A 15,726-nucleotide genomic window follows, 5' to 3' on the forward strand; every position below is an offset into this window, starting at 1 on the left:
TATTCATATACAGTAGCTCCTCTACTAACTTCAAATCTATATTGAGTAGCACCAGCAACTAAATCAGCTAAAACATTTGTACTGAATGAAGCAACAGCAACTCCACACTGTGAAGATTGAACTTGTGTTCCACATCCCTCATCAATACTTCCATTACAGTTGTCGTCAATACCATTACCACAAATCTCTGTAGCTCCTGGATTTACAGACGAACTATTGTTATTACAATCTGTATTGTTTACTGAATATCCTGATGGTGTACTAGCTCCATAACAAACTGAAACCGCTGTTCCTGCTCCGTAGGTATCTCCATCTGTATCCACATAGAAATCTCCTGTACGCCATACTGAAGCATTAGCATCATCACAATCTGTTCCATTTGTTGTAGTTGCATATCCTACTGGCGTAGTCGCTCCATAACAAACTGTTGACGAACCATTGTCATACCCGTCTGCATCTGCATCTACATAGAATGTAGCACTTCTCCATACTTGAGCATTTGTATCATCACAATCCGTATTATTTAATGCATAACCTGATGGTGTAGTAGCTCCATAACAAACTGAAACCACTGTTCCTACACCATATGTATCTCCATCTGCATCTACATAGAAAGCTCCACTTTGCCATACTAAAGCGTTTGAATCATCACAATCTGTATTGTTTACTGAATAACCCTCTGGTGCTGTTGATGAACATAATGAAGCTGTTGTAGTTGAACCATAACCATCTTGGTCAGCATCTACATAATATGTGATGGCTGTGTAAATATTTACATTGTTATCATCACAATCTGTTCCATTTGTTGTAGTTGCATATCCTACTGGTGTAGTCGCTCCATAACAAACTGTTGACGAACCATTGTCATAACCGTCTGCATCTGCATCTACATAGAATGTAGCGCTTCTCCAAACTTGAGCATTCATGTCATCACAATCTGTACTAGTTAATGCATAGCCGGTTGGAGTAGTTGATCCATAACATACTGAAACTATTGTTCCTGCTCCATAACTATCATTATCCGCATCTACATAGAAATCTCCCATTTGCCATAATGAAGCATTAGAATCATCACAATCTGTATTGTTGGATACATAACCTGCTGGCGCTGTTGATGAACACAATAAAGCTGTTGTAGTGGAACCATAACCATCTCCATCTGCATCTACATAATATGTGATGGCTTGATTTATTGTGATTTGAATCGCAACAACTTGACTTTCGCAAGTACCGATGGTTTGAGTAACATAGTAGGTTGCTGATTCCAAAAGGGTATCACCAGTTAAAAGTATATTTTTTTCATTATCTCCATATACTTTAATGTTTTGACCAGTCACTACAATATCGGATATTTTTGGAGCAACACTACTACAAAATGATTGATTTTCAACAATAGGTGCAGTAATTAAAATAGGTGTTACATTAATTAAACCTGAATTACTTGTAATATTATTAATTGTTTGAGTTACCGAATAACTACCTGCTGTTGTTACCAAAATAGAATTTGACGTTTCACCAGTAGACCATAAAATTGTTCCTGTTGCATCTGTTGTTAAAGTTGTTGTTCCATCACAATTTTGAACTGCTGTTATCTGCGGTGTTGCAGGCAGGGCTACTAATGAACCTCCTATTGCCAACGCATCAGCATCAAGTGCTGGCGAACTGAAACCCCAACCTCCCGTAGTAGTTTGTCCACTTGCATAATATCTAAACGTAACTGTCGTGCCATTTTGTAAATTTTGCAACTCAGCAATTTGACTCAAATCAACAGTATCCATTGTTAAAACAGAACTAGTAAATGGAGTTCCAATTAAAGTAAAAGTAGTTCCATCTAAACTGTATGCAAACTGAGATGTCACTCCTGGATTTGCATAGAAAGAAGCCGTTCCAATAAATGAAGCATCAATTGTAGCTAAACTCATTTGATAACCTTCAGATGGTTGCAACTTAAATTGAAAATAATCCGTATTATTTACACTAATTCCATCATTTTTGAAACCTGTTGTTCTAAACGAATTAGCGCCTATACTTGCTGTAGCACCTGAACCTCTTGTTAACAAATTTCCATTATTACTTGTTACTAAATTAGCAAATGATGTTGCAGTTGCCGTTGTGGTTTGATTTAAACTATAAAGATTCCATGCAGCAATTGGATCAGGAATTATTTTAAGCGATCTTATTTGCGTAATTGGTTCATAATTTGCATTACCAGCCTGAGTTGCGGTAATTTCTGTTTGACCTATCCCTACAATAGTTACTACATTTCCTTCAACCGTAGCAACAGCCGAGTTGGAGCTTGTATAAACAATTTCTAAATCTGAAGAAGCCGTAGCATTTAATGTAAAAGGTGGTGTTGAAATATACTTGGTTCCTAAACTAGTAAAACCATTAATAAATTGTGCTCTTGGCGCAATAACTAAATCTTGCGAAACAGAAACAGCATCATTAAAATTTTCATTTCCTAATTGACTTGCTGTAATTTGCACTGTACCTCCAGCTAAAATTGTTACCTGATTTCCGGAAACAGATGCAATAGATTCATCTGAACTAGTAAATACAATTGGCTGTCCAGAAGCACCACCTGTTGCTGAAATAGCAAAGACCGCATCACCAAATACTTTAGATGGCAATACACCAAAACTAATAACTTGGTCCGCTTTAACAATACTTCCTAAAACACCTGAAGGCTGAACTAAAGTATAACGAGCAGCATGTAATCCCGTTAATTCAAAATTAGGAGTCACAGCTATATCTTGTCCAACACCAACTTGTTCAAATATAGCCGTATTAGTAAGTGATACTTCATCAGCCCCTACAATTCCGTTTAATTGATAACTAGCAATTTGAGCATTATTAGTACCATCATATGCTTTTTCAGCCACTACTACCTCGCTTACAGAAAGTTGTTTTTGTCCAATCACCAAATTCTGTATTGAAGCGGGCGCAGGATTATAACTTGCATTGCCTTCTTGTAAAGCCGTAATGGTTACAGAACCTGGCTGTACTATTGTTACAATATTTCCATTAATAGAGGCTATTGTTTCATCTGAACTAGTATAAGTAATCGGTAATCCTGAACTTGCAATTGCATTTAAACTAAATGGCTCATCTCCATAAGTTCTTTCTGTCAACGGTTCAAACGTAATAGTTTGATTCGCTAATTGCGTATTGATAATTAATTGTTCTCTAGAAATTAATGTTGCAGGATTATAATTAGTATTTCCACTCTGTGTAGCATTAATTATTGCAGTCCCAGAACCAACAATAGTTGCTACATTTCCTGATATTGTAATAATAGATTCATTTTCACTAGTAAATGAAACTGGCAAACCAGAAGAAGCTGTAGCGGTTAATGTAAAACTTTCATCCGTATCTAATCTGCTAGCTAATGGTTCAAAAGTAATGGTTTGATCCGCTTTATTTATTATTAATTCTCTAGCTATTTCTGTAGCTGAATTGTAATTATCGTTTCCTGATTGAGTTGCTGTAATTGTTGTACTACCAGCACCAACAATGGTTACTGTATTCCCCACAACCGTAGCTACATCTGTATTCGAACTTGAATAAGTTAAAGCTAAACCAGAAGAAGCAGTTCCATTTAAACTAAATGATAAGTCACCATATGTTTTTGCAGAAAGTTCATTAAAAGTAATTACTTGATTTGCTTTCGCAATTGAAATTACAACCACTTTGGTATCTGTACCACTTAAATTAGTTGCAGACAAACTCACATTGAATGTTCCTGCTAATGAAGGAGTTCCAGTAATAACACCTGTTGTTGTATTGATGGATAATCCAGACGGCAAACCATCTGCACTATAACTTGAAGGCACATTTGTTGCTGTTGTTGCATAATTAAATGCTTGACCTACGGTTCCGGAAGTGTTCAAAGAACTAGTAATAACTGGAGCCGGTAATTGATCTACGTATCCAGAAACTACTAAACTATTTGTAGTAACTCCTGATGCGTATCTTCCAATAGAAAAAGTTGCTGTTGAAGAAGTACCTCCCCATGCATAAATTCTAAATTTTATTGTTGTATTTGCTGGTACATTTTGTAATTCAGGTATTGAAGTTAAATCAATTTGCGTTTGAACTTGACCATCTGCAGTACTTGAAAAGTTGACATCAGTGCCAATATCATTAAAAGTACTACCATTAAGACTATATCTCCATATGTAAGCATTTGGAGCAGTAGCACCCGATCTTCTTAATGTAGCATCCAATGTTCTTAAAGTAACAGCTTGACCTGCTTTGGGAGCAAAACTAAATTCAAAATATTCATTTGAAGCAATTGCATCTAATTTCGAGTTTGAACCCGCAGTTGCTAACCAATTTGTAGCAGCAAAAGCTCTTCCTAAACCTGTACCACTAATACCGTTACCTCTTGAAAGTACAGCTGTTGTTAATCTATTATCATTCGTTGTAGCGTTGTATGTGGTTTCGGTACCCGCAGCAGCTGGTGAACCAAATTGCCAAGCAACTAGTAGTTCATTTGCGCGAGTAACTACCAAAGATTGTGTTACTTCTGAAGCAGGGTTGTAATTATCATTACCTGATTGAATTGCAGTAATTGTAGCTGTACCTGCACCTGTAATAGTAACCGTATTTCCACTTATTGTTGCAACTGCAGTATTTGAACTTGAAAAAGCAACTGTTAATCCAGACGATGCCGTACCATTTAAAATAAATGAGGGCGTTGCTGTAGTGTAACTTGGTAATGTATTAAAAATTATCGATTGACTCGCTTTTAAAATAGTACCTACTACATTAGAGGGTTGCACTAATTCATAGTTACCAGCATCTACTCCATTTAAAATGAAATTTGAAACGACTAATTTATTAGTCCCTGCATTTGCATTTTCAAAAACAGCATTTGCGGTATTTAAAGCAACAACATCATCTCCAACTATCCCGTTTAATGTGTAAGATAAAACTACAGCTGGTGTTGTTCCGTTAAATATTTTATCTTCAATAATTACATTAGAAACCGTTATACTTTTTTTGTTGATTATTAATTCTTGTTGTACGCTTGCTGCAGGATTATATCCGTTTCCACCTGCTTGAGAAGCAGTTATGGTAACAGTTCCTGGTTTATGAATTGTAACTACATTACCACTTATTGAAGCAATTGATTCATCACTACTAGAGTAAGAAATAGACAAACCTGAATCCACCGTAGCTTCTAATTCAAATGCGACATCCCCATAAGTAACTGCTGGTAATGCATTGAAAGTAATTTCTTGACTTTCAAGTGATGTATTTATAATCACTTGATTTTGAGTAACAGCTATGGCTGCATTATAATTTTCATTACCGCCCTGTGAAGCTGTAATCGTAACCGTTCCAGGCCCAACAATACTAGCTGTATTTCCTGAAATAAGAACTACAGATTCGTTTGAACTCGTATAGGTTATTGGTAGACCAGATGAAGAAGTTGCAGTTAGTTGAAAATCGGCATCCGAATCTAATTTATCTGTTAATGTTCCGAAGGTTATTGTTTGATTTGCTTTGTTTACAACAAGCTCTTGAGTTACTGCAGAAGCAGAATTATAATTGTCATCTCCACTTTGTGTAGCAACTACAGTTGTTGCCCCTACCCCAACAACAGTTACCGTATTTCCACTTACTGTTGCCACACTAGGATTTGAACTTGTATAAGTGATAGGCAAACTCGATGAAGCTGTTGCGTTTAGTGTAAATTCGCTATCCCCATACGTTTTTGATGGAATTGAAGCAAATGAAATAGTTTGGTTTCCTTTATTAACTGTAATTACTAAAGTAGATGAACCTGTTCCTGCAGAATTAGTAGCAGAAATAGTTGCGTTAAAAACACCCGTTTGAGTTGGGCTACCTGAAATAACACCTGTTGTGGTGTTTATTGACAATCCTATTGGTAATCCTGTGGCATTATAGCTTGTTGGATTCTGACTTGCTGTAATTGTGTAATTAAATGCTGTATTGTAGTATGCATTTGCCACAAGAACACTATTTATTTCAGGAGTTGAAGCCACACCTTGTCCTGTAAATAAAATATCATCAACTCTTACACCTTTTCCAGTCCCATTGTTTCTGAATCTAATTTTAAATTGACTAGAATTTGAAATTGGAAAATTAATATTACCAGAAGCTATATATGATGATGAAGTTGGTGTTGCTGACAAGTAACTAGTACTAGACCAAGTCACTCCATTATCTTCTGAATAATCAACCTTACATGGATTGTTTGTCCCAGAACCATAAGTAGCAACCTTAAAGCTTAATGTAATATTCTGATTAAAACTACTCACATTAAATGCCTCAGAAATGATAACATCATCTGCTTCAATTAGCCAATAGCCTGACTGTTGTACAGAATTGGTTGTAGTTCCATTTGTATACGTCCAATTTGCTGAAGCACTCGAACAATTACTTGAATAAATTGTTGTTTGTCCAAAAGTTAACTGACTACTTAAAAACAAAAAAGCAACCATCAAAATTGACAATATGCCTTTAAAATTTAAGTAATCATTCCATAACCCCATCTCCAATGTAAAACTTGAAGAGAAAAAACTATTAGTTCTTGCCGGTTGAATTGGCGCGTTCCAATCTTTTGTGTAAAGTTTTGTTTTCATGTATGATTATCAATATTTTTGACAAAACTACTAAAAAATATTTTTTCTACTTACACAAAGATATTAACTTACTGTTAATAAATATTTTAGAAAGACAACTTTAAAAAAATAACATTTAAATGAAAACCAATAATTGTCTTAATAACTAATTTTTAAGGAGATAGAAATTGAATTAAATAGTTTACTAAATAGATTTAAAACAAAAAATGTAAATAAAATTAATATAATCCAATCGTAAAACATGAAAATTTGGCATTCTATTTTAACAAAAAACAATAAACAAATATAGATTTACATAATCGAAAATCAAATTCCCTAATATTACCAACTATCTTTCCAATATTTGAGTTGTTCTCTTAGGTATTCGTTCATTAAATCTATTGAAGATATAGATGGCAATGTTACACCATTATAATCATTAATTCCTTGTTTGACCTTAAAATTTGTAGGTGCTGAAATTGCAACAATTCCATTTTTTTTATATAACATTATAGCTCTAGACAAGTGTAATGCATCGGAGACTACAATCACATTTTTATTAGTTCCAAATCGTTTTACAAAAGCAGAAACTTCTTCTGAAGTGTTAGATGGAGTGGTTAACATTTCGATATTTTGTTTAGGTATGCCTAACTCAACAGCAGCCCTTTTTACAACTGATGCTTGAGACTCTAATCCTAAGCTAGAATATCCTGAACTAACAATTATATAATTTGGTAACAACTTTGATATTCGAATTGCCTCAATTAATCGAGATAGTGTAACATCAGATAATTGCTTTGTTGCTGATAATCTTGTATCAAGACTATAACCTGCACCTAAAACATGTAAATAATAAGTTTTGTTTTTATCTAGCAAACTAACATCAGTTATAGCATATTTGTTTTCATACTTTTTTATAAGATATTTAGGGAAATAGGAAGTAGCACATACTAAAAAAAAAGAAAAAAAAACAATCAAAATCCAATGTAATTTTATTGTATTAAATTTGAATTTTAATAGCAACAATAGCAATATTGAAAATGTAAAGAAATTGTACAATGTTATATTATTTTGTAAAAAATTCATTTTATGATATTAAATTTCACTAAAAATATTAAATTTCATACTAGATACTAATTAAATTATGCAACTTCTCTAAATTTAACTTATATTCATAACCCATAACAGAATCAGACAACAAAATTGGATCTTTGATATTAAAATGTATGAATTCTAATCCATTTTTTTTTAATTGTATTGCATTATCATAAGTAACACCACCACCTGCTATGATTTGAATTTCATCACCATACAAATGTTTCCATCTTTTTAATTTCTCCAATCCAAAATCAACTCCTTTTTGACTTCCTGCAGTCAAAAGACGATCAAATCCTACTTCGATTAAAAAATGTAGATCAGATTCGTGATCAGTAGAGAAATCAAACGCCCTATGAAAAGTGGTTTGTAAACCTAATTCTTTTGCAGCAAAATAAAGACGTTTTGTATGCTCCTTTTCAATTTTAAAATTTTCATCTAATAGTCCAAATACCACACCTGTAACTCCAAGCTTAGCAAAAAATTTTATATCTTCTACCATTAATTTAAGTTCATATTCATTATAATTAAATCCCCCAGCTCTAGGTCTTATCATAACGTGAACTTCAGGAACAGCATGTTCACAAAAATAGGCTGTTGTAGCATAACTTGGTGTTATTCCACCTAATTGAAGCCCTGCACATAGTTCAACACTTTTAATTGTTGGTAAATTAACCTCATTTAATTCTTCAATAGATTCTAGAACTACTTCAAAATTCATACTATTTAAAAGTTATTTTAATGATTTATATTAGTTCTTAAAATTTTTCCAGGATTTCCTATCATTACTACTTCATCTGGAACATTTTTAATAATTAAAGTTCCTGCTCCGATTAATGTATTTTTACCAATATAAGAAACACCTGTCATCACTGTAGAACCTATTCCAAAATAAGCAAATTCTTTTATGTAAATTGACGCACCTATATTTACTCCTTGTGAAAAAAAACATCCCTTTTCAATGGTAACATGATGAGCAATATTAACACCCATACTTATCATTGAATAATCTTGTATTTTTGTAAATGGCATCACATTAGAACTAGGTAATATATATATTGCTTTTCCTAACTCAACTGTTGCATCCAGCAATACGGATTCATGAATAAAAGATGGGATCTCAAATCCTTCTGACTCTATCTTTGAAAGCAAATTAACTCGAACTGAGTTATTACCAATTGGAACAAAAACAGCTATATCTTTAGTTAATGCATTAAATAAATAATTAATATTACCTAGAACAGAATATCCTCCAATATCAGTCCCTTTCAACAAATCATTATCATCAATAAAACCGAGAATTTCGTAATATTCTTCTAAGTATTTTGAATATACTTGACCATAGGTACCCGCACCAAAAATAACCGCTCTTTTCTTCATATTATTAATTTTTACCATCAAATGGAATCATAGTAATGTCCTCTGTTGCATTTACTTCATTTGTTTTAAAAATTTTAAATACAGTATTAATTATAATCTTAACATCTAATAAAAAACTAATATTGTCAACATACCAAACATCAAGCTTAAATTTTTCAGTCCAACTTAACGTATTTCTCCCATTTACTTGAGCCCAACCTGTAATGCCAGGTCTTACTTCATGTCTTCTATTCTGTTCATAAGAATAAAGAGGCAAATAATGCACTCGTAAGGGGCGAGGCCCTACTAAGGACATATCTCCTCTTAAAACATTTAACAATTGGGGTATTTCATCAATTGAAGTTTTTCGTATCAATCTTCCAATTCTAGTTAATCTTAGATTATCTGGAAGTAGATTCCCATTACTATCGGTTTGATCTGTCATAGTTTTAAATTTAATTATTTTAAAAATAGTACCAAATCTTCCAGGGCGTTCTTGGTAAAAAAAAGGCTTACCATTATTGGAAAAATAAAGTGCTGTAAAAGCAATTATTAATATTGGAGATAATACTATTATCCCTAACAAAGCTAATATAAATTCAATTACTCTTTTAAAAATATTTTTATACATTTTTTTAATTACTTCTTTATAAATATTTTTTAATCACATGAAGTTTTCCTTTTCCAGCTGGAATTTGCCATGTATCTTTATTCCACTTACTATTTCCTTCAATGATTATAGGACCACTAGGCGTAATTGCAATATCCCATCCCACTGTTCTAACTTGAGGCACAATATGTGCAGCTTCTGTAACCAATTGCTTTATTTCATTCCAAAATGGAACTTTTAAACCTAAAATTTGTTGTTTTGTTGAAGGATGTATTTCATGATAACTATCACAAGAAGATCTTTTTCTTATACCTCCTGAAATTACAACTCCTGTTTCACTATCAATCTCTGCTGCTAAATTACCTGCTGAATAATTATCTATAGGACAATCTACACTAATACGAAATACCGAACCAATAATATCTACTCTATTTTCATCATTAAGTAAGGTTATCATTCTTATTGTATTAACCGCCGATGGAGAAATATTTGCGATACTTTCATGCTGTACTATAAAATCTTCAAAATAAAAGTATTCATTTTCCTCAAAATGGTTTTTTAAAAAAGTAATTAGTTCTTCATCTCCAATCATTATACTATTTTCTTTTTTTTGAACTTGGAAAATTCGCACACCCTTTCCTCCCGAACTTTCTGGATTTTTAATCACAATTTTTTGATTAATTCGTTCCAAAATAACGGTTGTGATGATATCCATATCTTTTTGGGTATATAAAAAAGCTGGATTACAGAATTTATTAAACGTTTTGAAAAATGTCTTTTTATTATCAACCTCATCAATAAAATCTTTATGATTCATTTTATTGTGAAACTTATACATAATACCCATTGTTGCATATTCTTTCTTCTGCTCTTTATTTTTTCTGTAGAATTGGAAATTATAATAGTCTACAAATGAAGAACCATACCATAATGAGTTTATTACCATTCCTATACACAAAAATAGTTTGTTATACCCTTTTTTTGAAGTACAATTGATTGATTTTATTAAATCTTTATAATCTGTCTTCAAAATAAAAAAACCTAAATATAGAATATTTTTCATTGCTTGTTACTTGTTATTAAAAGTATTTATAATACTTGCAAACCTTTTGGTTAATATGGATTCATCATAAGTAGTTTCAGCTAATTTTCTACTATTATCACCCATAATCTTTAGTAAATTAGGTTGATTTTTCCATTCCATGATAAGTTCAAATAATTCATTTGGATTTTCTGGGTCTACAAAAGCACCACAACTATTTTCTTCTACCATTTTTTTTGTCCAACCATTTGAATTTACTATTATTGGTTTACCAGCAGCTAAAGAATCAAATAATTTATTTGGTGAATTAGTACTTAAAATTGGAATATTTAGAAATGGGACAACCGAAATATCACAAACATTTACTACTTCACTTGTTTCTTTCATTGCTAATCTTTCGTAAAAAAACACATTTGTTAATTTATTACTTTCAGCGAATAATTTTAAAGTTTTTTCTGCTTTTCCTTCTCCTAAAAGAATAAAATCAACATCCATTATTCCTTTATCATGAGCAATTTTTGCAGCTTCAATAAAATATTGAAGGCCATTTGCAATACCCATTGTACCAAAATGAATTACTTTAAAAGAACTTTCTCTAAGTTGCAACTTTTTAATACAATCTTTGCTTTTTTCTCTTGGCCAAAAATGTTCTTTCTTAGCCATATTGGGAATCATTGATACTTTATCAGATGAAACATATTTAATAACACCCTCATACATACCTGGAGATAAAGCAACTATATGGCTTGCATTTTTATAGATTGTTTTTTCAAACCAAATAGCTATTTTTTTTACTAAAGGATTTTTAAGCCCCCCCATTTGTATAGGCACTTCTGGCCACAAATCTCTAACTTCAAAAACAAAAGGAATATCTTTGATTTTTTTTAATAATAGGGCGGGAAGTCCAACTGATAAGGGTGTAGATGTAGCAATAACTAAATCAATATTTTTATGTTTAAAAACTTCAAAAGAAGATTTGTACATAAAATTAAAAAAAGATTTAATCCGCATAGGAATACTCATTTCATTTGAATAAGCATTTTTCAAATAAACTATATTAATACCATCTATATAGACTTCTTCTCTATCGGATGCTGTTATTTTTTTATTTTGAGTAATAACTGTAACTTCATGCCCCTCCTTTAAAAGTTGCTGAACAATAAAATAAATACGAGTAGCTCCGGGTTCTCTCGGAGTTTTAAAGTATTGGTGTATATAAAGAATTTTCATTTATTCTATTTTAGTATAAATATCATTAAGCATTTTAGAATTGTATGTCCACGAAAAATCTAAAGCATGATTATAAGCGTTTTTCGAGATTTCATTATAATTTTCTTTTATTTTTTGAATAGCTTCTGCAATTTTCTCATGTTCTTTAGGCATTACTGAAAAACCAACTACTCCTTCTTCATAATTCCCATCAAATCCTTGGCCTTTTGTATAAACTACTGGTAATCCTTGAGTCATTGCTTCTACATATACTAATCCAAAAGATTCTTTAAATGAAGGCACTACTAAAAGATTCGAATTCCTATATATTTTTAACAATTGTTCCTTATCTGAAATATAACCTAAAAATCTAACTTTTAAACCTTTTGCTTCATCTTGCAATTTATCTTTAAGATAACCTTCACCTACAATTGTAAGTTGGAAGTCAATACCTTTTTCTTTTACTATTTTACAAGCTTTAATTAAAGCACTACAATTTTTATTTTCTCGAAGCTTACCAACGAAAAGAATTTCTAAACAATCACTATTCTTTGTCGCATCCAAATATCTATTTTTAATCCAAAAATCATTCACTCCGTTAGGAATAACTTTAATCTTATCTTTCAGTTGCTCAAATTGAAATGTTGTTAAGCATTCTCTTAATTGTATGTTCTTATAAGCTGGTGATAAAACCATTATTGATTCAGCACTATTTAATATTGTGAAACCTATTTTTCTAAAAAAAATAGATTTTTTCATGAATATATTTATATCTGTATTTCTAACTGTAACAACATAAGGAATAGCTTTCTTTTTAAATAATAAAAAGGAAATAATGCCGTTAGATATTAACGAATGTGCATGGGTAATTGTAATTTTATCATTTTTTACTTTTTTATTAAAATCCTTATAAATGGATAACATTTTTAATGGCCAGAAATATCTTTCAAGATTTGAAAAAGCTTTGGAAATTGTATATAAAATATTTTTAGATTCACAATAATCGCTATTTATTTTATCCTTTTTGTTTATTGGAATATATACAGTTTGATGAATTGAAGCATTCATATCCCTTAAGGACATAACTAACTCTTCATGTAACTTATTAGTAAGAAAATAGGAATTAATATGTACTAAATTTATCTTATTTCCCATTATGCTACTACAGAATTGAAACTTACTAAATCTAAACTTTTCTTTGCTTCAAGAAATGCTGTTGATTTCAAAAATTGGTATTCTATAACTCTTTCATCTGTTAACTTTGTGTTTTCTAATTCAGTTATATCAATAGATGGATGACAAGGTATCTCTAAAATTGCATTCTCAAATTTTGCCAAAGGATTTTTTACCAAAGCTTTAAAAACATCAATAGCATTATGAGAACTTGTAACCAACATCCCTTCAGGGCTCTTAAAATATTTATTAATTTGATTTTTATTATTTTTAAGGTATTGCTCCACTAGCAAACGTTTAATTCCAAATTTTTGGATATCAAATAAACTAGGAACAATTACTTTTCCTGAATTTTGTATATAGTGCTTAACATAAAAACGAATTCCTTTTGGCTTTTGAGTTTCTTTTCCAAAATCCAATAATGCTTTAAAAACTACTGGAATTCTATTAAGTCCTTGGTGTGAATCAAAGTGTGTTATATTGTCTCCTAAAATATCATAAAGTTTTGCATATTGGTTTTTCAACTCTAATAATACTTCTTCTTTTTTAATTAAATTTTTCTTTGCTCTACTCTCTAATTCTTTTTTAGAATGAAAATTACCCTTTTTATCAACTAAAGAAGATACTTCATCAATAGAAGACGTTGGTTTTCCTTCCGTTAAATTAAAATGAAGTCCAATACTAATATTTGGGATTTTAAGTAACTCTATTGCCTCATTTGCATAAGGCATGTTTACCATTACTGTTGTAGAAGTAATAGTTCCTAAATGCATTAATTCTGTTATTGCATTATTTATTGACTTTGTCATTCCAAAATCGTCTGCGTTGATGATTATTTTCATTTTTTTAAATCTTTAAAGCTAATTAATTGAAACTTATTGAGGCTATTTTTAAAACTTTCAGACTTCAATATTTCGAACTCTTGTATTCTTTTATCAGTTAATTTTGTTTTTGGTAAATCTGTAATTGATGTAGCTGGATGGCAAGGAATTTCAATATATAACTTTTCTAAAGCAATTAATTTTTCCAAAGCTTCAAAAGTATCTACTTTTTTTAAATTTATATTTAAAAGTTCCCCTTCAGGCATTACATAATATTTGCGAAAAGCAACATTATATTTTCTATAATACATTTCTGTTATATATCTTTTTATTCCAAACTTAAAAATATTTTTAATTCCAACAACCTCAGGAACTATAGCATCAGTAATAAACAAATGATGAGGTGAACGTAAACCTAATACTATGTTTTCTTTCCCTAAAGATAAAAAAGCATTTGAAATGGGCTTATATTTATGTACACCTTGATGCGAATCCATATGAGTTAAACGATCTCCTACACGCTGTTTTAATAATAAAATTTGAGCCTTTAATTCTTTATAAACGTCATTAACATTTATTTTTCCTTGTTTACTCCTTTTTCTTAATTCTTTAAATTCATAAAACTCTCCCGTTTCACTATTAACAATTGTTGAAATTTCTGACGCATTTAAAATAGGCTTTCCTTGAGTTATATTAAAATGCAGACCAATGCCAAAATTAGGATATTCTAATAATTTATCTACCTCTTCCCAATAAGGCATATTAACCATAACGGTTGTAGAGGTTAATGTTCCCTTTTTAGCTAATGTGAATACTGCTTCATTTACCGACTTTGTAAAACCAAAATCATCAGCATTGATAATTATTTTCATTTTTTATAAAATTATGTTCATTAAATAAATAATAATTACTGATCAAGATTAATCCATTGTGCAATTTCTTTACTAATTAATAATGAAGATTCTTTATATAAATGACTACCGTCTGTAAATATATATTTTCCCTGATTATTATTAAACACCTTAAATTTAACACCATTTTTTTTTGCCAAAAAAGATATTTTTTTATCAAAATCTGGAAATGCCTTAAATTGTCTCTCTAAAATAGAATTATGAACAGGTAGTCTTACAATATAAACTTTACCATGGCTTTTTAAAAAAGTTATAGTTTTTTCTAAATACTCATATCTTTTTTTTGAAAAATGATATTTAGCCGAATATCCTTCTTCCTGCAATTTTAGTTTTAGTCTTTTATTAATTGAAGAAGTATCCATTTCTAAATTAACTTCTAGCCAACCATCGTCATGTAAAAATCCTTCACCTCGAATTTTGTTCAAAAAAAGTTTCTTGTAAAAAGTTTCTTGTCTATGAAGTATATATTCAAAATTTGGATTACAAGAAACACATTCAATATTAGCCAAAAAAGAGCTATTCTCTATAAAAAGACTTTCATCATTTGGATTATCTGTATTAGAAGATATAGAACCTGGATCAACAGATATAATAAAAACACCATCCTTTACAGTTTCATCTACTTTATTCTTAATACTCTTGTAATAGGCTGGGCCATAAGGTGAATAATTTGCTGCAAAAGAAAAATTATACATTTTATTCTTTTTATTAATCAACTCATCATTAAAAACCGATGGAACCAATCCTTGCGCTGCTCTTGAGTTACCAATAATTAATGAGTTTTGTTTTGGTGAAGATACCCTTCCATAATAAAAATCAAAACTCCCAAAACTAAATGAATAAACATATATTCCAATAATAAATAATAATGGAATAGAAAAATAGACAATCTTTTTAAAAAATTTTTTCATAA

The 15,726-nt window shown here is 30.8% G+C and carries 11 protein-coding genes; all 11 read right to left on the reverse strand.

Features of this window, described 5'->3' with window-relative positions:
• Window positions 1–6,614: YDG domain-containing protein (locus tag Q0075_RS08425; RefSeq protein WP_297869134.1), on the reverse strand; the 6,614-nt coding region annotated here is incomplete at its 3' end.
• Window positions 6,615–6,935: 321 nt separating this feature from the next.
• Entirely contained in the window at window positions 6,936–7,469 is a 534-nt protein-coding gene (locus tag Q0075_RS08430; RefSeq protein WP_297869135.1) for a YdcF family protein, read from the reverse strand.
• Between the two features lie 250 nt (window positions 7,470–7,719).
• Window positions 7,720–8,409, reverse strand: a complete 690-nt coding sequence (locus tag Q0075_RS08435) for a copper homeostasis protein CutC (RefSeq protein ID WP_297869136.1) — start codon at window positions 8,407–8,409, stop codon at window positions 7,720–7,722.
• Window positions 8,410–8,426: 17 nt separating this feature from the next.
• Window positions 8,427–9,068, reverse strand: a complete 642-nt coding sequence (locus Q0075_RS08440; RefSeq protein WP_297869137.1) for an acetyltransferase — start codon at window positions 9,066–9,068, stop codon at window positions 8,427–8,429.
• Window positions 9,069–9,072: 4 nt separating this feature from the next.
• Entirely contained in the window at window positions 9,073–9,678 is a 606-nt protein-coding gene (locus tag Q0075_RS08445; protein ID WP_297869138.1) for a sugar transferase, read from the reverse strand.
• A gap of 16 nt (window positions 9,679–9,694) precedes the next feature.
• Window positions 9,695–10,720, reverse strand: coding sequence for a sugar-transfer associated ATP-grasp domain-containing protein (locus Q0075_RS08450; protein WP_297869139.1), 1,026 nt, complete (start codon window positions 10,718–10,720; stop codon window positions 9,695–9,697).
• Between the two features lie 6 nt (window positions 10,721–10,726).
• Entirely contained in the window at window positions 10,727–11,929 is a 1,203-nt protein-coding gene (locus Q0075_RS08455; protein WP_297869140.1) for a glycosyltransferase family 4 protein, read from the reverse strand.
• Window positions 11,930–13,063 (reverse strand): glycosyltransferase family 4 protein, encoded by a 1,134-nt coding sequence (locus tag Q0075_RS08460; protein ID WP_297869141.1) that lies wholly within the window; start codon window positions 13,061–13,063, stop codon window positions 11,930–11,932. It lies immediately after the preceding gene.
• Window positions 13,063–13,923, reverse strand: coding sequence for a ChbG/HpnK family deacetylase (locus Q0075_RS08465; RefSeq protein WP_297869142.1), 861 nt, complete (start codon window positions 13,921–13,923; stop codon window positions 13,063–13,065). Before Q0075_RS08465 ends, Q0075_RS08460 begins: the two co-directional genes overlap by 1 nt.
• Entirely contained in the window at window positions 13,920–14,774 is an 855-nt protein-coding gene (locus Q0075_RS08470; protein WP_297869143.1) for a ChbG/HpnK family deacetylase, read from the reverse strand. Before Q0075_RS08470 ends, Q0075_RS08465 begins: the two co-directional genes overlap by 4 nt.
• Before the next feature lie 35 nt (window positions 14,775–14,809).
• Window positions 14,810–15,724 carry a hypothetical protein gene (locus Q0075_RS08475; protein WP_297869144.1) on the reverse strand — a complete coding sequence of 305 codons (915 nt, stop codon included), beginning with the start codon at window positions 15,722–15,724 and terminating at the stop codon, window positions 14,810–14,812.
• Between the last annotated feature and the right edge of the window lie 2 nt (window positions 15,725–15,726).

Origin of the sequence: uncultured Flavobacterium sp. (genome assembly GCF_937967675.1) — a bacterium.
GTDB lineage: Bacteria > Bacteroidota > Bacteroidia > Flavobacteriales > Flavobacteriaceae > Flavobacterium.

Coding starts and splice junctions, on each gene's coding strand:
- Q0075_RS08435 (WP_297869136.1), bottom strand. CDS start 8,409: ATGAATTTTGAAGTAGTTCTAGAATCTATTGAAGAATTAAATGAGGTT.
- Q0075_RS08440 (WP_297869137.1), bottom strand. CDS start 9,068: ATGAAGAAAAGAGCGGTTATTTTTGGTGCGGGTACCTATGGTCAAGTA.
- Q0075_RS08445 (WP_297869138.1), bottom strand. CDS start 9,678: ATGTATAAAAATATTTTTAAAAGAGTAATTGAATTTATATTAGCTTTG.
- Q0075_RS08450 (WP_297869139.1), bottom strand. CDS start 10,720: ATGAAAAATATTCTATATTTAGGTTTTTTTATTTTGAAGACAGATTAT.
- Q0075_RS08455 (WP_297869140.1), bottom strand. CDS start 11,929: ATGAAAATTCTTTATATACACCAATACTTTAAAACTCCGAGAGAACCC.
- Q0075_RS08460 (WP_297869141.1), bottom strand. CDS start 13,063: ATGGGAAATAAGATAAATTTAGTACATATTAATTCCTATTTTCTTACT.
- Q0075_RS08465 (WP_297869142.1), bottom strand. CDS start 13,923: ATGAAAATAATCATCAACGCAGACGATTTTGGAATGACAAAGTCAATA.
- Q0075_RS08470 (WP_297869143.1), bottom strand. CDS start 14,774: ATGAAAATAATTATCAATGCTGATGATTTTGGTTTTACAAAGTCGGTA.
- Q0075_RS08475 (WP_297869144.1), bottom strand. CDS start 15,724: ATGAAAAAATTTTTTAAAAAGATTGTCTATTTTTCTATTCCATTATTA.